The following is an 18,195-nucleotide window of genomic DNA, read 5'->3' on the forward strand; positions in this document are numbered from 1 at the left end:
AGTAACTTCGTAGGTTCTATTGACTAATAGATATCTATTTTTTTGTATACAAGGTTATTTTTACAAGCTTCCCCCAATTTTCTCATTATTCAACATATATAGGCTTTTCTTTTTTCATAACAACTCACTAAAAAACTCAGTTACCATCTCTAACGAATGGCAACTGAGTTTTCTTTTGAATCACTATGCCACTGAACCTTCTCTTGCTAATTCTGCGGCTTTTTCTTGTTCTTCAGTCAATAATTTATTATCATAAAACTTGATGAATGGCAACCAGATGATAAAGCCGAGAATCGCACATAAGACGGCTAAGACAGCGGCTTTCCAGTCACCTCCACTACCAACAAAGGCGCCGATCCCTACCGGTGAAGGCCAAGGCATTTGGGCTAACATTGGTCGAACGATTTCTAATTTGATAGCAAAGTATGCTAATGATGCGGATGCCATTGGTGCTAAGAAAAACGGTACTGCCAAGTAAGGGTTATAAACGATCGGCATCCCGAAAATGATTGGTTCATTGATATTGAAAATCCCTGGTACTAATGAAGCTTTTCCTAATACTTTTAACTGATCGGATTTTGCCATAAAAGCAATAAAGATAATTAATCCTAATGTCGCCCCAGAACCACCAACCGTTACATAAGAGTTATTAAATTCGCCGGCTAAAGGATAATTTGCACCTTGGGCATTCGCTGCCATGTTCGCTAAAACGATTGGTGTCAAGAATGAGGTAATAATGTTCGCCCCATGAATCCCTACGATCCATAATGCGTGGATCAAGAAATAAATGATCATGATCCCTATCCACGTATTCGTCAATTCTGTTACAAATCCAAATGGAATAGCGATCATTTTGAAAATATCTGTTCCTAACGCAACTAATGTGCCGTTGACAATCATCACCACAAAGGCAATCACAAACGTTGGGATCAATGCGGTAAAGGAACGTGAAACCCCAGGTGGTACAACATCTGGCATCTTGATGACCCAGTTACGTTTCACACACATACAATACAACTCAACTGCAATGTAAGACATGATGATGGCGGTAAAAATGCCTGACGTACCCAGACGTTCGACAAATGCGCCCATACGTACCCCACTAACCACAGTTTCTGCATCGGTCATACTAGAGATCAAGCTGATTTTTCCGTCTGAAATGATCAACTCTGGGATACACATGAAGAAAGCAAAAACAGATAATAGCGCGCCAGTTAAAGGATTGACATTCAGTGCTTGTTCATCTCTTTCGATCGACGTTAATTCATAAGCAAATACAATAGCAAAATAAATAGATAATATCCCCATCGTCATCGTATTGACGATCATATACAAGTCGCTGACTTTAAAGAAAGTTGCATTGAAAAATCCTTCTAAAAACGGAAATGGTAACGGTAAAATATTCAAAACTAAAAACATCGAACCTACGATCGTAAAAGGAATCGACGCCATCCCAGCAGCCATTACTGCGCGTACGATCTTGAATTGTGCCACTTTCCCCATCGGTCCCATCAAATATTTCTGTAGAAAATCAAACATCTATTTACTCCCCTTTCCAAAATGTACTACACGTTCATACTCTTTGATTCGTTGATAGTGACGATCCGTATTTGCATGGATTTTATTCAAGCGTCGCTGACAAAAAAGACAGATCAGTAGCCCACTAGCAATCACAAACAGAATCAATGCTTGTCCATTTGAACCATCCGCCATAAAAGGAAACAATTGAGAATATCCTGGTGAAAATACTGCTAATAGGAGAAATACATTGGTTACCGCTTGCAATCGGAAATAATTTCGAGTAACCGTTGCATTATTTTTATGTGTACGATAGAGTGCCACTTGTTCTGCGACGACTGGTAAAAGAAAGAATAATAGCCCTAATGGTACCCAAAACATCTTGCTACTCGCAAGGAGTAAGGAAACCAGCCAGTAAAGATTGGCAAAAAAGAAACCAGCTGTCAAATAGCGAATAATCAGATAGCGATTAAAATATAAGACTTTCAAACTAAATGCTTTTTTCTCTAACTCCCGTTGTTTTTTCTCAGCTTCACTCATTTTCCCACCTCCGTTCTTGTTTATTTTTGATATAAGTAACTCATCTCTTTTGCCACTTCCAACAAAGTCATCGTCGTCATCAGATGATCTTGCGCATGGACCATGATGATTTCCATTTCGATCTTTTGCCCACTTGCATATTCTTTCAATAAATGCGTTTGTGATCTATGGGCTTCTAGAATCTCCTGATTCGCTTCATTTAGCTTTCCTTCAGCTTCTGTGAAGCTTTCTGCTCGTAACAAAGCAAATGCTTCGTGGATCAATGTTCGTGCATTGCCACTGTGAAAAATAATATCAAATGCGGTCACTTGGAGCTCTTCACTCGTCATTTTCTCCGTCATCAAGACGCCTCCTTAGTAAATCATTTTCATAAATTGTTGATTAAAATTTTCAAACGTTGGTTCAGCTAAAATCAGCTGCTGTAGATCCAATCGATCAATAAATTTTACGATTGCCTTCGTTACAACAGTGATTCCTTCATTCTCGATACAAGAAGGAGAGACTAGAAAGACAAAATGGAGCGCCCCTTGTTCATCCCATGCCATCCCATCAGGAATGATCCCCACTGCAATTTTAGCAGTAACTCCCACTGGGATCGCTGGATGCGGGACAACTACTTGTTCACTGAAAATGATTTGCCCCATTTTCTCACGACGTTCGATTTGGTGAGACATCTCAGACGTATAATTCTCCGTTTCATCTTCTTGTAAAAGTGCCAACAATTCAGCGATCACTTGATCTTTTGTTGGTGCTGAAGAATAGACTTTAAACCATTTTTTTGAAATCTGCTCTTCGTAAAATGCCCTCTTTTCTTTCATGAGTGAGACAGATTCTTGGGGCTTCACGAAACAACTTGGGCGATGTTCTTCAATCACTTTACGGATTTTTTGAACATCTTGATCATTCAAGAAAACACTGACATGAAGAACAGGGACTTTGAAAAACATCGTTGATAAATCAATGGAAGAAATGATCAAATCAACATTTTCTAACGACTGTTCATCGATTTCGTAATAGCCTTTCACTTGATTCACTGCAATATTTTTTCCAAATTCACTCAACACTCGATTTTTTAGCAATTGCGCACTTCCATAGCCAGTCGCACAAATGATCAATGCCTGTAGTTTACAATCTACCTTATTTTTTTCAATTGCTGCCATTAAATGAAGCGCTAAATACGCCCATTCATCCTCATTGATTTTATAACCTTTCAGCGAAGGCATTTGACCAAAATAGTGTTTGGTTAATTCAAATGCTCTCGGATCTTCTTTTTTGATTTCTTTTGTTAAAGGATTTTCCAGAGCGATTCCTCGCTCTAAGCGAACCAGCATCGGTTCTAAATGATTGAGTAAGCCATTCCTGAATTGATAATCCTCGACGATGGACTGCCCCAGAACCTGAGCTAACTCTTTAAGAACTGACATTAACTCTGTCACTAACTTCTGATTCTCCCTTTTATGGTTTTGATTCGATTTAGCCATCAAATGTAACGCTAAATAAGCAATTTCATCTTTTGGGAAACGAACATTCATTATAGACTCGATCCGTCTGGTTATCTTCTTAGCTGCTTGATATTCGGTCTCATGGATTTCTTCTCCAGTGATTTCAGGTACTTGTATCTCAAAACCAGCTCGCATTCGCTTGATTGCCAATGCTAAATGTAACGCTAAATTTTGTATCACAAAATCGGACACCTTCAATTTGGATTCACGAATCTCGTCCAAGATGACGATCACTAATTCTTCAAAATTGATTTCCTTGAAAAATTGACTGTTACCGAGATATTCTTTTAAAGAATTGGTATACTTATTTCCAAAAAAGGTATCCATGATCACATGTCGCTTGTCCTGTTCTTGACCCTCGATCCACATTCCCTGCTTATGTTTCGACACAATTTTCAACGAATATTCGGCGATCTTCTCTTTGATTTCTTGGATATCATTCACTAAACTCGAACGGCTGATATATAACTCTTCTGCCAAATCATCGATCACGATTGCGCGATCTTCCAAAAGTAGTTTATTTAAAATGTACTTTTTTCGATCTTCTGAACCATAAAACTCAGTCACCTGATCACCATATTCGACAGTTACTTCTCGTTGCTTTAAAAACAGGGCAAAAGCAAGCTTGTTGATGATCTCTAGTTGATACCCTTGCCCTTGCTTGGCGATGAGTCTTCCGCCATTGTTTTCGATCACTTCATTCAATGTTTTTAAATAGTTTCGAATCGTACGGTCAGATAATAATAATTCAGAAGCGAGGTACTGGCTCGTGAGGTATTCTCCTTGATGATCAATCAATTGCCGCAATAACTCTTTTTCTGTTTGTTTCATTATTATCTTCCCCTATTCGTCTATATATTTTCCTCAATCAGCTCCGCTAATTTTTGGATACCTGTAGGGATAGGAACATACGCTTGGAATGGTATACTTACGACCGGTTTCCCTACTGTTTTTCCTAGTTTAACAAATTTATCCAAGTACATTGTGGTTTGAGGACTGATCAAGAACAAATCGAAATCACTTGTCTTGATTTGGTTGTCCCCTTCAGTTGCAGAAACCGCATCAACAAATACTTCTTCCCCTTTTCCTTTAAAATATTCTGTTGTTTTTGATGCCATCATCGAAGAAGACATTCCTGCGGCACAAATAATCAATGCTTTTTTCATTACGATCACTCCTCTAATTTTTTAATTGGATTTCTTACATTCACTATAAAATGAAATCGCTTTCTTTTCAAAATAGATTTTTCCGTAGCGTTTAGGAAAATAGTTATAAGATTACATACAAAAAAGAAGTCACACAGTTGTGCAACTTCTTCTTATCAATTACTGCGCATGGAAATTCAAACGCATACTGTAGATTGGATTCAAGGGATCATCCAAGCCTTCAAAATCAAAGTTTTCACCAACTGTGCCAAATAATGAGAAGGAGAAAGAAGTACTATGCCCTTCGATCGTTCCTAATTCTCTGCGGTTATTGAGGTTTTTTCCTGATGAGATCAACATGATTTGATTGTCATTCAAATTGTTTTTTACCCCAAGATCGATTTCTGTTAGTTTTTCCGTAGCGGATTGACTAACGACCGAACTCACTGACACTTGGACTGCTCGTTCCGCATTGTTTTGGATCTGATATGTTGGTGAGACGATACCATTGCTTTCTTTACTTTCTGCAAAGGATACGTTCACAGGAATCGTCACATCAATGTACTCGGACGTATCTTCTAGAATCGTGACTTGACTGTTCAGTGTCCGAACATTGCCCGCTTGGTCTGTTAAGGTGATCGTTACACCATGATCGCCTACCGCTAAATCTGCAAATACGGCATTATTTTCATACGCAACTTCGACTTGAATATCTGGTGACAATGACCAATTATCCGTTGGATCCCCATCTAGAAATTCACGAGCATCTGGTACTGTTTGTCCTTTTGTGAACACCAATGGATCTTTTAATGTTCCGTCGGGTGCTGTGGTATCTACTATCCGTGGCATGATATTTTTAAAGACATATTCATTCCCAGCTTCATCTGTTGCTGTGAGATCCATGTAATAGGTATTGTATTCAGTATTCGGAGGTAAACTATACAAGGGATACTGACTTTTCAATTGAATATTTTCTAACTCTGACCAATTATCCGCTAAATCATAGATCAACAACCGCAACTCTTCTTGAGTAAAATCTCGATGACGATCGGCTTCAAACTCGGTCCAAGTTCCTTTGACGCTTCCTGTCGGTGCTTGCGTATCGATCACTCGATAGTTCACAGGATATTCCGTCTGATTGCCTCGGATATCTTGTAAACGGACTTTTGCATCATAGACGGTCATTGAAGGTGCGACATTGACGACACTCACAATTTCTCCTAAATCATTCCGCAAAGAAAGATCGATTTGATCTGAGGCCGTCGTATTATCCAATGGATCTTCAGTAAAGAACTGTAATAGATCGTCTCTCGTCAATTCATCTTTTCTTCGTGCTTGGAAATCGACAGGTTGGGTTACGACATTTCCTGTCGGTCCTTCGTTGTCTAGTGTAAATTTGACTTCTTGTAAGTTTGATTGATTTCCTCGCTCATCTTCTAAACGAATATAACCTGTCTGGATAGCATCTGATGATTCTAAATTTTGTAAGTTTATCACTGTACCATTTTCGTCAACGAGTTGAATAATGATATTTTCTGGTAAGGTCCAGTTATCATCAAGATCATCATTTAAAAACTGCATGAGATCTGTTCGCGAAGGAATCTCTGTTGTCACTTCAGAAAGATCGATTGTCTCTGTTTGTACTGTTCCTGTTGGGGCTAATGTATCAACAATAGAGATTCTTATTGGTGAAACATCGCCAGCATTTAACGATTCATCCGTAATGGTAAAGCCATCTTGATAAGATGTACCTGGTCTTAACTCGGATAAGTTCCGTTCATAAGTCACCTTTATGTTTTCTGGATATGTCCAATTATCACTAAGTGTATTTAGTGCGGATCGGAGCTCTTCTTGAGTGAAATCGCGATGTCGATTCGCTTCAATGGACGTCCCCGTCCCTTTTGGTGTTCCAGTAGGAGCTTCGGTATCAACAACCGTCACATTTGTCCAAAATTGGCTAGGGTTTGCAGTTGAATGGTTATCATGAAGATACACTGGTATTCTATTACTGTAACCAGGATACCAGCCGCCTGCCAAACTAAGCGTGGAATAACTCCAACTACCTGTACTCGGTAATGTATGGAACCAGCCTTGAATGACTGATTGAGGAAGACTCTGATTTCTCGTCGCCTGAACAGTCACATTTTCATAAACACCCACTGAAGCAACCGGATTGATAGTCAAGTGTGCAATTGTTTCCCCTGTATAATTGAGCTCCATCACTTTCCTTGGTGTAGCAATATTCGGAAACTGCGTTGCGACAACCGTTGAACCTAGCACTACATTTCCACGAATATCTAATGATATCGCTGTATTCCCTGTTTGTGTTCGTGTAACTGTGAAATTGATGGTTGCAGTATAGTTAGCATTCTTTATCACTGTTGCAGAAACCTCAATAGCTGAATTACTTGATACTATATTATTCAAATTATAAGTATTTTGGTGGGTCGAATGATTGCCGTAGTACATCTGTGTGTAAAATTCGTCCGGCATTCCTGCAGGACTGTCAGTCGCAATTGACGAAATCCATCCATTATTGCCATTGATTCTTTCAACTAAAGAGTGAGTCGGTACAGTAACTGCGAATGTTGTGGATGAACCTGCAGCTGTATTTAAATCGATTGTTCGATTAATTGTATTTTGTAAGATATTTTCTAGATATGAACTTCTACCGTGATTAGTCAACTCTCTAACATTTTCTGTAGTCAAATTCAATCGCCCCAAATAGCCAGATAAAAGACTTTCATCAAGTGGAGGCACTGCTTGTGGTTCCACTGTCTCTAGGGACTCCTCTGTCACTTCTGCTTGTGGTTCAGGTTCGTTCGGTACTTCTGGTAGCTCTTCGTGAATCATTTGTTCTTGTTCTTCGACCACTTCGGTGGTCGCTTCAGACAAGTGGCTTTCTGGTTGCTCTTCCATGAGCTCTGTATTAGCTATCGACTCGTTTTCTATTGCCATTACCACTGAAGGTAGCAATGCCTGTTGAAACAATAGGAATGAGGTAGCGATAATCCGTATTTTTTTTGCTTTCAAAAATTCTCTCCCCTCTCTTATTTTTTGACAATGCATGTAATCATCTATCCTTTTGGATAAGCTGATTGAGATAAGTAATCGTCTTAAACGAGCACTCGATCGTAAGTTTTCTGCAAAGTTCAGCTATAAATAAAAGGTATGTAGTTAGCTCAGGCACCTTCGCAAAAATCATTGCGAGTTTATGCAGGATTTTTATGTGGAATCAATGGTGCAAACCCGCTAAAAAAATGAAAAAAACTCAAAAAACAATAACGCAAATGCCATACAAACATTATCCATAATTTCAAAATACTAATAAAATCTTTTTTTACCGTTAGCAAGGTAAAAAAACACCCAAGACGTGAACCCCAGTTGATAACTATTTTTTTCAACTTTACCTTTTACTTGTCTACACTAGATTAATTACTATTCCTTGAACAAAAAGGGATAACTATTACATAGAGTAAAAATATGAAATCATCACTGATAATAAAATTTCCCTCCGATGGAAATTTATAAAAAAAAACCACATTCTCATGAAATCCAAATGATTTCCATGAGAATGTGGCATCTCGTTTTTACTTTTTTTCTATTGGTGCTTACTTATTAATTTGCGACGATGTTGACTAATTTATTTGGAACCACGATCACTTTTCTGATTGTTTTTCCTTCTAGTTGTTCTTTGATACTCTCATCGTCCATCGCTGTTTTTTCTAGTTCTTCTTTTGATAAGTCACGTGCGACACTGGCTTTTGCACGAACTTTTCCATTGATTTGGAAGACGACTTCTACTTCATCTTCAATCAAAGCAGCTTCATCATAAGTCGGCCATGGTGCATAAGAAAGATCTTGTTCATTGCCTAGGATCGCCCATAGCTCTTCACCGATATGTGGCGCGATCGGCGCAAGTAATTGTACGAATCCTTCGATATATTCATAAGGTAAGGCATCGACTTTATATGCTTCATTGACAAAGACCATCAATTGAGAAATCGCTGTATTGAAATGTAGATTTTCGTAATCTTCTGTGACTTTTTTTACTGTTTGGTGATATACTTTATCAAGTTTACCGTCATTCAGTGTCGTGATACGATCACGCATTTTATTGTTTTCGTCCACGATCAAACGCCAAACACGATCTAAGAATTTACGGCTACCTTCTAAGCCATTTTCACTCCAAGCAATCGATGCGTCTAATGGGCCCATGAACATTTCGTAGAGACGTAACGTATCCGCACCATATGCTTCTACGACATCGTCAGGATTGACAACATTGCCACGAGATTTAGACATTTTTTCGTTGTTTTCTCCAAGGATCATTCCTTGATTGAACAATTTTTCAAAAGGCTCTTTTGTTGGTACCACGCCAATATCGTAAAGGAATTTATGCCAGAAGCGAGCATACAATAGGTGAAGTACCGCATGTTCTGCCCCACCGATATAAATATCTACTGGTAACCATCGTTCTAGTTTTTCATAGTTAGCTAATTCTTTTTTATTATGTGGATCGATATAGCGTAGGTAATACCATGAGCTTCCTGCCCATTGTGGCATCGTATTCGTTTCACGACGGCCTTTTTTACCTGTTTCAGGATCAACGACATTGACCCACTCGTCAATGTTTGCTAATGGTGACTCCCCTGTGCCACTTGGTTGGATATTGCTTGTTTTTGGTAAACGTAGTGGTAATTCTTCTTCTGCTACTGTTGTCATTGTGCCGTCTTCCCAATGGATGATCGGGATTGGTTCTCCCCAATAACGTTGACGAGAAAATAACCAATCACGCAAGCGATAGCTGACTTCTTTTTTCCCAACGCCATGTTCTTCCAACCATTGATTCATCGCCTCGATGGCTTCTTCTTTGTTCAATCCGTTCAAGAAATCAGAATTGATATGCACACCATCTTCTGTGTAGGCAGCTGTTGAAGTATCGCCACCTTCGATGACTGGTGAGATTTCTAGATCAAACGTTTGTGCAAACTCGTAATCACGTTCATCATGTGCCGGTACTGCCATGATCGCACCTGTTCCATAAGAAGCTAACACATAATCAGCGATCCAGATAGGGATTTCCTTGCCATTTACTGGGTTGATCGCATACGCCCCTGTAAATACGCCGGTTTTTTCTTTGGCAAGATCTGTTCGTTTAAGATCTGATTTTTTCGCTGTTTCTGCGATATACGCTTCGACTGCTTCTTTTTGTTCTGGAGTTGTGATCTCACGAACTAAGTCTAGCTCTGGTGCTAGCACAGAGTAGGTTGCCCCAAATAACGTATCTGGACGTGTGGTAAAGACCGTATATTCTTTGTCTGTGCCAGCCACTTTAAACGTGACATTTGCTCCGACTGAACGACCGATCCAGTTACGTTGCATTTCTTTGATGCTTTCGGGCCAATCCACAAGCTCTAGGTCATCGATCAAACGATCTGCATAAGCGGTGATTTTCAGCATCCATTGACGCATTGGTTTGCGTATGACATCATAGCCACCACGTTCACTTTTGCCGTCGATCACTTCTTCGTTTGAGATCACTGTACCTAGTTCAGGTACCCAGTTCACTGCTACTTCTGCTTCATAGGCTAACCCTTTTTCATATAATTTTGTAAAGATCCATTGTGTCCATTTGTAGTACTCAGGGTCTGTTGTGTTGACTTCACGATTCCAATCGTAACTAAAACCAAGTGAATTGATTTGGCGACGGAAGGTTTCAATATTTTTTTGCGTAAATTCTGCAGGGTCATTCCCTGTATCCAATGCGTATTGTTCTGCTGGTAGTCCAAATGCATCCCACCCCATTGGATGTAACACGTTGAAACCTTGACTACGTTTGAAACGTGCTAAGATATCTGTTGCAGTATAGCCTTCTGGATGCCCAACATGTAGACCTTGTCCTGATGGATATGGAAACATATCCAACGCATAGAATTTTGGTTTGCCTGGTTCATCATGCGTATTGAAGGTGTTATTTTTTGCCCAATATTTTTGCCATTTTTTTTCAATTTCTTTGTGATTATAGCTCATCTTGAACCCCCTATTTTGATGTAATGATCTGTTTTTCTTTTAGCATCTGGCCTTGAAAAACAAAAAAATCCTATAAAAAGATTGCTCTTTTTATAGGACGTAATCTACGTGGTACCACCTAATTTTGCCTTACTAAACAAGGCCTTGAACGTTGTAACGGTCGTCACCGCCTCTGCTTACTGGGAGAACTGTTCAGCAGGTGCAACTCAAAGGCGAGTTCAAAAGCGTCCGTACACATTTTCACCAACCATGTGCTCTCTAAAACTTTCGACTTTTTACTACTTCCTTTTCAAACGTTGATCAACTAAATTTTTAGTAGCTTCATAGTAACAAATATTATTGAATCAATCAACTATTATTTCAGTCAGATCGATTATTTTGCAACGATCAAACTTTGTCCTGGGTAGATAAAGTTATTTTTGATGTTGTTCCACTCGATCAATTGCGCCATTGAGATGCCATGGCTATCAGCTACACCCCAAACGGATTCACCTGCTTTGACCGTGTAACGTTTGCCATCATTAGACGTAGGTGCTGCTGTTGTATTTCCTTTTTTCACGACCACTTTTTGGCCTGGATAAATGAAATTATTTTTGATATTGTTCCATTCAATCAGTTGATCCATCGTGATGCCGTGTTTATCAGCTACACCCCAAACAGATTCACCTGCTTTGACCGTATAGATCGTATCACCAGACGTTGATGTGTTCGTTGCTGCTGACGTATTCGGTGTGCTTGGCGCAGCTGCCGGCGTTGTTGTCGGTGTAGATGTTGGTGCTGCTGTACTACCACCTTTTACGATCAGTTTTTGACCTGGATAGATGAAGTTATTTTTGATATTGTTCCATTCGATCAATTGGTTCATCGAGATCCCATTTTTATTTGCGACGCTCCACACCGATTCACCTGCTTTGACCGTGTAGGTGCCTGATCCTTGGCTTGCTGTGTTTGAAGTCGTTGGATTATTCGTCGTTGTTGAAGGTGCTGGACTCGTTGATACAGTGCTTGATGCGCCACCATTTGAAACAACCAACTGTTGTCCTGGGTAAATAAAGTTGTTCTTGATGTTGTTCCATTGGATCAACTGGGCCATTGAGATACCGTGGGCATGAGAGACACCCCAGACAGAATCACCTGCTTTGACCGTATATTTTGCACCAGAAACTGAAGCACCTGTACTTGGTGTTGATGGTGTTGATGGTGATGTGCTTGGTGTCGATGGTGTATTTACAGAAGCAGACCCACCATTAGAAACGATCAAGCTTTGTCCTGGATAAACAAAATTATTCTTTATATTATTCCATTGAATCAATTGTGCCATTGAGATGCCGTGAGCATTCGAGATACCCCAAACAGAGTCACCTGCTTTGACTGTATAACGCGTACCGGACGAATTGTTTGTTGTTGTTCCAGCAGAACTGCTACCTGCAGAAGCTGTATTGTTTCCTGAATTTGTTGTTGAAGATCCGCCAGCTGTACCACCTTTGATCGTCAATTTTTGTCCTGGATAAACAAAATTATTTTTAATATTATTCCATTCAATCAATTGTGCCATTGAGATGCCATGAGCATTTGAGATGCCCCAAACAGAATCACCAGATTTTACTGTGTACGTCGTTGAACCAGTAGTCGTACTTCCACCAGTATTTCCTGTATTCGTGCTTCCTGTATTTGTACTTCCTGTGTTACCTGTATTAATCGTATTGCCGCCGCCAGTAGTCGCACCACCGCCTGCATTTCCAGTTGCTGGTGTGTCATATTTAGTCAAGCCATACGTCATGATAAGATTGTTTAATTTTGTCGCATAACTTGGGTCCGTCGCATAGCGTCCTGTCAAATGGGCAGTAGCATCCGTATAAGAACGAGTATTACTCTTCCAAGCACCTGCATAGTAGTAGCCATTACCAAATGAAGTATTTCTAAGTACATAGGCATTGTCACTAAAAGACTCTGCGAAAGAAGGATATTGACGGAAAGGTTCTTTTTTCGTCACCCATTGGTTGTTCAAGAATTCAAGCGTGTCCATATAAACAGTTTGTCCTTGGTAGCTTCCTTTGATCCCAAATAAGTTATGATAAGGTGCACGTGATAATGTACTGCCACCCCAACCACTTTCGACAACTGCTTGAGCGATCATTACTGAAGCATACAAATCATTCGCGTTTGCGATTGGTTGTGCAAATGTTGCAATTTCTGTGATAAATGCAGCGGTATTGATCCGAGAGTTCATTTGGATCGGTGTTTCATCCGCATTGACAGCGACTGATTGTAATACTGGTGCTACAGCTGAACAGCCCACCATTGCGGTTCCGACGATTGCCGCACTTCGCTTTACTTTACGGTAACGCTTCGCTTGTTCCAGACGTCTGCGTTCTTTTCGTCCTACTAATTCCTTTTGCATATACTATCCCCCATATTTAATTACTTTTATCTAGCCTTATCAATAATTATAACTTCTCTTAATATTTATTAAAAGTTATTTAAGACTATTACGTTGTTTTGTAATCTTTATGTAATCTTTCGTAATTTTTTGATTTGACGCTTTTGTTAACCCTTTAATCAAACGATTCCGAGTTATTAAATTATATATGACCACCTATTTTTCAAATTAAATATGTCGGTTATATTACTTGAGGGTTGCTATTACATTACAACTTGCATAACAATATATTTTTATTCATTGATCCAAGTGAACAGGAATAGAAAACTCTTGTTTTTCGTTCTTATAATAAATGCTATAATGATTGGGCATGAAGGAGGAGTTAAATGAAAAATAAAAGAATCTTCCAAATCTCAGCCGCAAGTTGCTTCTTGCTTTTTCTAGCGTTGAGTCTACTTGTCTTATTTCGTGTGGATCTATTGTCTAGTTTTGACCAAACGCTGACCCATTGGATTCGTATTCCTTATCCTGATTGGAATCCATTTCAGCGGTTGATCACGACATTTGGAAATGCAATAACTGTCATTTTAGTATTTGGATTAGTTGCTCTTTGGTTATGGTTCAAGAAAAAAAGAAAAGAACTTTATTGGTTTACCCTCAATTTTGTGCTAATTGCTGGGATCTTAAATCCACTGATCAAGCTTTTAGTGATGCGTGACCGTCCAAGTCTTCAACATTTAGTTGTCGAAACGACGTATAGTTTTCCAAGTGGACACGCTGCAACGAGTATGATCTTGTATGGCACACTGATTTTTTTGATGCCATCCTTGATCAAGACAAGAGATTGGGCATGGATGATCCAAGTATTGTTAGGTTTACTGATTCTGAGTATTGGCGCTAGTCGTGTCTATCTGGGTGTCCATTATCCTAGTGATATCCTCGGTGGATATAGCTTGAGCCTGTTTTGGTTATGCTTGACTTATCCTTGGTATGTCCAACAACGCTTGCCATTTACACAATCAAATAGGAAGAAGGGATTTTAATGGAATTTCCTTATGCTGAAGGAAATAAACGTTACCATTCTTGGAATTATGCGTTACGTCATGAATTTGGTGGAAAAATTTTTAAAGTACCGATCGATGGTGGCTTTGATTGTCCCAATCGTGACGGAACAGTTGCCCACGGTGGTTGTACCTTTTGTAGTGTTTCTGGCTCTGGTGATATGATCGTTGCTCCAGAAGAGCCACTACCGATCCAACTCCAAAAAGAAATCGATATGATGCACAAAAAATGGCCACAAGTGAATCAATACATCGTTTACTTTCAAAATTTCACAAATACCCATGCGCCAGTCGAAGTCATTCGTGAACGATTTGAACAGGTCATCAACCTACCAGGTGTCGTGGGTTTATCAATTGGTACCAGACCAGATTGCTTACCCGATGAAGTTGTGGATTACTTAGCTGAATTGAATCAACGTTTATACTTATGGGTAGAATTGGGCTTACAAACGACTTATGAAGAAACCTCCGTCCTGATCAATCGGGCACATGATTATCAAACGTACCTAGACGGTGTTGCTAAATTACGGAAGCACAACATACGTGTATGTACACATCTGATCAACGGATTGCCAGGAGAATCATTAGAAATGATGCGAGAAAATGTTCGTCGCACGATCTTAGATTCTGATATCCAAGGAATCAAACTACATTTGATGCACTTGATGCGTAAAACAAAGATGTTACGTGACTATCACGAGGGCAGACTGCAATTGATGAGTCGAGCCGATTATGTATCTGTCATTTGTGACCAATTAGAAATGATCCCACAAGAGATCATCATCCATCGTTTAACTGGTGATGCGCCTTGGTATTCATTGGTCGGTCCGATGTGGAGTTTGAAAAAATGGGAAGTCTTGAATGCGATCGATGAAGAAATGATTCGTCGCAATAGCTATCAAGGAAAATACAATATTCGAGAAGGAGTCAAAAGCGGATGTTGAAAACGGCACTTCATTATAGTCATACGCTATTGGAGGAAATCATCCAACCAGGAGATCATGTGATTGATGCCACGATGGGCAATGGGCATGACACTTTATTTCTGGCAGAAAAAGTCGGAAAAACCGGTCAAGTATATAGTTTTGATATTCAACAGCAAGCATTGGCGTCCACACAACAGAAATTGTCAGAGAATGGCTTATTGGAGCGGGCGACCCTGTTTTTACAAGGCCATGAAACCATTGGTGAAGTCATTGCTGAACAACAGCCGATCAAAGCCGGTATTTTCAACTTAGGCTATTTACCAAAAAGTGATAAATCCGTCATCACCCTACCTGAAACGACAAAAACAGCGATGGAAGAAATCTTGAAACGTTTAGTTCCACAAGGTCGCATGATCATCGTCGTTTATTATGGCCATCAAGGTGGCGAAGCAGAACTAGATATGGTACAAAGCTTTTGCCAAGCGTTGCCTCAAGAACAATTCAATGTTTTGAATTATCAATTTATCAATCAAAAAAATAATCCTCCAATCTTGTATTGTATCGAAAAAAAGAAACGCCACAACTAATAAAAAACTCCTTGTCTTCTAGTATGATAAAACTGAGAAGATAAAGAGTTTTTTCATTTTTTAGCAGAACCTAACGACCAATTAGAATTCTATTTTCTTAATGCCCCTCACTTGATCACATTTGAGCTATGATTTGGTGAAATACTGTTTTAGCATACGAATGATCAATATTGTTACGCCTACTGCCAAAATAAAACTGATGATGGCTATTAGGATTTCTAAAATACCCATGATGTTCTCCTGACTATGTTCTATGTAACACGCTTAGACAAAACCCACTAGCCCGCCAGCTAGTGGGTTTTGGTCGTAATATGAACCTGTTCTTTGTTGAATAAATTATACTATAATACAATTAATATTCCAGTGTGTCTGTGTATTTAGAATAGAAATTCATCGTCACTTCTATTGATCAAACGATTATCATGAGGAATACTTGACTAAGTTCTTTTTATTTTGCATAGTGATGATTTCTAAAATCATTGACCTGACTTAATAAGAAATCATAGATTCACTTTCTAATAACTGAAAACTATTTACCATAACTTTTGTTACATAAGTACGGGAGCCTTGCTAATTTTTCAAGGTTCATGTTTGGATTCATCCAAACACGCCAATCAGACTGCATGACATGAAAAACACCAAACCAAGGGCTTCTTGATTTGGTGTTTTTCGACTTCCATTTGAACATTCGTTACACAATGACGGGAGTGAGACATTCGTTCTCTCCCACCACCTATTCAAACACAAACTGATTATGATACAACTCTGCATAGAAGCCATCTTCTGCTAATAATTGATGATGGTTTCCTTCTTCGATCACTTTGCCATCACGTAAAACAACGATGCGATCAGCGTTCAGGATCGTCTTCAAGCGATGGGCGATCACGAAACTTGTCCGACCTTTGATCGCTTCATCCATTGCTTTTTGGATTCTTGCTTCAGTTACTGTATCCACGTTACTTGTTGCTTCATCTAAAATCAATAAGTCTGGATTCGTGATGATTGTTCGCGCGATACTGATCAATTGCTTTTGCCCCGTACTGAACAAATTATTTTCCTCAGAGACGTGGGTATCATAGCCATGTTCGAGCGTCTGGATAAAGTCATGGATATTTGCTTGTTTCGCTGCGCTAACTACTTCTTCATCCGTTGCATCTGGTTTACCAAAGACAATATTGTCTCGGATCGTACCAGAAAATAGAACGGATTCTTGTAGAACGATGCCGACATGTCGACGCAATTCGTCTAAATCATACTCGCGGATATCTGTTCCGTCAATGCTCACAGAGCCACCGTTCACATCATAGAAGCGATTCAACAAGTTCATGATCGTTGTCTTACCTGAACCAGTTGGGCCTACTAAAGCAACCATCTCGCCTTTATTCACATCAATGGAAACATCATTTAAGACTAATTTCTCTGGACTATAGCCAAAATCAACATTCGTCAATGATAAGCCCTTTTCGATCCCCGCAAACGGTTTGCCGTTTTGTGGTTTCACTTCATCTTTTTCAGCAAACATTTCATTCAGTCTTCGCGCTCCAGTGATCGCTAACTGGATCATACTGTAGCCAGAAGAAATTTGCATCAATGGTTGATAATATTGTTGGGAATATTGGACGAAAGTAACTACTAATCCTAGCGCTACTGAACGTTCCAAATCACCATTCAACGCTAACCAGCCACCAAAGAAGATCACGATCGCTGTGTTGACTAAAGACATACCTTGCATCATTGGGAAAAGTAACCCTGAGTATGCTTGTCCTTTAAATGTTGCTTCACGAACAGTTTGATTATGAGCTAAGAAACCTTCGATTGTTTCTTCTTGCAGACCATTCGTGATGATCACGCGTTGCCCACTGATCTTTTCATCCATATAACCATTCAATTTACCGACTTCATCTTGTTGGATGTCGACATATTTGCGGGCTTTTTGAATGACTAGGACAGCAATCAAAATCGCGACCGGTGTAGAAGCAATCGTCGCCCAAGCAAGTTGGACATTTTGGCGGAACATCATGATCAAGATACCAACTAATAGAACCGCATTCGTGATCACTTGAAGAAGTGCTTGGTTCAAACTATTTTGGATATTATCCAAATCACTAGTGAAGCGACTAAGAATCTCCCCATCTTGATGGGAATCAAAAAAGCGGATCGTTAATTTTTCTAATTTATTGAATAGACCAATACGCATCCGGTTCGTTGATTTCCCGACCACTTGTGTAAATAAAATACTGTAAATAAAATTTGCCGCACTGGCTAAAACATAAAACATCAAAAGCTTCCAAATAATCGAAAGGAAATTGCTTTTATCATCAACACCTTGCATCAAAGCAGTAATATAATTTGCTAATTCTTGGAAAGCTTCCCCGATATATTGAGGTGCTTTTACTTGTAAGTAAGTTGCTGCAATCACAGTAATAAAGATAAAGAAGAAGGAAACCTTGTACCGCTTTAAATAATGATAGAAAAACTTACTTGCTTTAATCAAATCAGTCAT

At 39.3% G+C, this 18,195-nt stretch carries 12 protein-coding genes and 1 other annotated feature; of the genes, 3 read left to right on the plus strand and 9 right to left on the minus strand.

Translation table 11 applies throughout. The features are described from left to right. Positions 1-183: 183 nt before the first annotated feature. The 8 genes from celB to IGJ95_RS13305 form a co-directional block, all read right to left on the minus strand. Positions 184-1,539 carry a PTS cellobiose transporter subunit IIC gene (gene celB, locus IGJ95_RS13270; protein WP_010734147.1) on the minus strand — a complete coding sequence of 452 codons (1,356 nt, stop codon included), beginning with the start codon at positions 1,537-1,539 and terminating at the stop codon, positions 184-186. Continuing rightward, the gene (locus IGJ95_RS13275) at positions 1,540-2,058 is read right to left on the minus strand and encodes a hypothetical protein (RefSeq protein WP_010734146.1); all 519 of its coding nucleotides are present in this window, start codon (positions 2,056-2,058) and stop codon (positions 1,540-1,542) included. It lies immediately after the preceding gene. A 20-nt stretch (positions 2,059-2,078) separates the two neighbouring features. Continuing rightward, positions 2,079-2,399 (minus strand): PTS cellobiose transporter subunit IIA, encoded by a 321-nt coding sequence (locus IGJ95_RS13280; protein ID WP_010734145.1) that lies wholly within the window; start codon positions 2,397-2,399, stop codon positions 2,079-2,081. Between the two features lie 12 nt (positions 2,400-2,411). Continuing rightward, positions 2,412-4,391 carry a BglG family transcription antiterminator gene (locus IGJ95_RS13285; protein ID WP_062806060.1) on the minus strand — a complete coding sequence of 660 codons (1,980 nt, stop codon included), beginning with the start codon at positions 4,389-4,391 and terminating at the stop codon, positions 2,412-2,414. A gap of 20 nt (positions 4,392-4,411) precedes the next feature. Beyond that, positions 4,412-4,726, minus strand: a complete 315-nt coding sequence (locus IGJ95_RS13290; protein WP_010734143.1) for a PTS cellobiose transporter subunit IIB — start codon at positions 4,724-4,726, stop codon at positions 4,412-4,414. Between the two features lie 159 nt (positions 4,727-4,885). Beyond that, complete coding sequence (locus IGJ95_RS13295; RefSeq protein ID WP_438762099.1) at positions 4,886-7,738, minus strand: hypothetical protein; 2,853 nt, start codon at positions 7,736-7,738, stop codon at positions 4,886-4,888. Between the two features lie 585 nt (positions 7,739-8,323). Next, positions 8,324-10,738 (minus strand): leucine--tRNA ligase, encoded by a 2,415-nt coding sequence (gene leuS, locus IGJ95_RS13300; protein ID WP_438762101.1) that lies wholly within the window; start codon positions 10,736-10,738, stop codon positions 8,324-8,326. A 90-nt stretch (positions 10,739-10,828) separates the two neighbouring features. Then, positions 10,829-11,041: a binding site (T-box leader), on the minus strand. Between the two features lie 70 nt (positions 11,042-11,111). Then, a complete protein-coding gene (locus IGJ95_RS13305; RefSeq protein WP_438762103.1) occupies positions 11,112-13,139 on the minus strand; it encodes a LysM peptidoglycan-binding domain-containing protein in 2,028 nt (675 codons plus the stop codon). A gap of 365 nt (positions 13,140-13,504) precedes the next feature. Here IGJ95_RS13305 and IGJ95_RS13310 point away from each other — a divergent pair, with 365 nt between their 5' ends. From IGJ95_RS13310 to IGJ95_RS13320, 3 genes are read left to right on the plus strand one after another with little or no spacing between them, the layout of a single operon-like run. After that, positions 13,505-14,161, plus strand: a complete 657-nt coding sequence (locus tag IGJ95_RS13310) for a phosphatase PAP2 family protein (RefSeq protein WP_034689781.1) — start codon at positions 13,505-13,507, stop codon at positions 14,159-14,161. Next, complete coding sequence (locus tag IGJ95_RS13315; RefSeq protein ID WP_438762105.1) at positions 14,161-15,123, plus strand: TIGR01212 family radical SAM protein; 963 nt, start codon at positions 14,161-14,163, stop codon at positions 15,121-15,123. The genes IGJ95_RS13310 and IGJ95_RS13315 overlap by 1 nt, the downstream gene beginning before the upstream one ends. Beyond that, the gene (locus IGJ95_RS13320) at positions 15,117-15,692 is read left to right on the plus strand and encodes a tRNA (mnm(5)s(2)U34)-methyltransferase (protein WP_034689785.1); all 576 of its coding nucleotides are present in this window, start codon (positions 15,117-15,119) and stop codon (positions 15,690-15,692) included. Before IGJ95_RS13315 ends, IGJ95_RS13320 begins: the two co-directional genes overlap by 7 nt. A gap of 733 nt (positions 15,693-16,425) precedes the next feature. Here IGJ95_RS13320 and IGJ95_RS13325 read toward each other — a convergent pair. Further along, positions 16,426-18,195, minus strand: a complete 1,770-nt coding sequence (locus IGJ95_RS13325; protein WP_023520486.1) for an ABC transporter ATP-binding protein — start codon at positions 18,193-18,195, stop codon at positions 16,426-16,428.

The sequence above is a fragment of the Enterococcus sp. AZ156 genome (assembly GCF_051714165.1).
GTDB classification, from domain to species: Bacteria; Bacillota; Bacilli; order Lactobacillales; family Enterococcaceae; genus Enterococcus_B; species Enterococcus_B pernyi.